The following is a 244-nucleotide window of genomic DNA, read 5'->3' on the forward strand; positions in this document are numbered from 1 at the left end:
GTGGCTCGGGACGGAATCGAACCGCCGACACGAGGATTTTCAGTCCTCTGCTCTACCGACTGAGCTACCGAGCCATAATAAAGTTTAAGCTTGAGTCGCTACACTTTATCCAGGGCATCAGTGCCGTACAGCAGATGTAGTGAACAACTTCCCTCATGTTGAGAGTTAAATGGCGGAACCGACGGGATTCGAACCCGCGATCTCCTGCGTGACAGGCAGGCATGTTAGGCCAACTACACCACGG

General features: G+C 53.3%; 1 tRNA gene. It reads right to left on the bottom strand.

Annotation, left to right across the window (positions count from 1 at the left end):
• Position 1 precedes the first annotated feature (1 nt).
• Positions 2-74: transfer RNA gene (locus tag FS818_RS28530), tRNA-Phe, on the bottom strand.
• Positions 75-244: the final 170 nt, after the last annotated feature.

Source organism: Paenibacillus xylanexedens, assembly GCF_007680605.1.
In the GTDB taxonomy this organism is placed as follows: domain Bacteria; phylum Bacillota; class Bacilli; order Paenibacillales; family Paenibacillaceae; genus Paenibacillus; species Paenibacillus xylanexedens_B.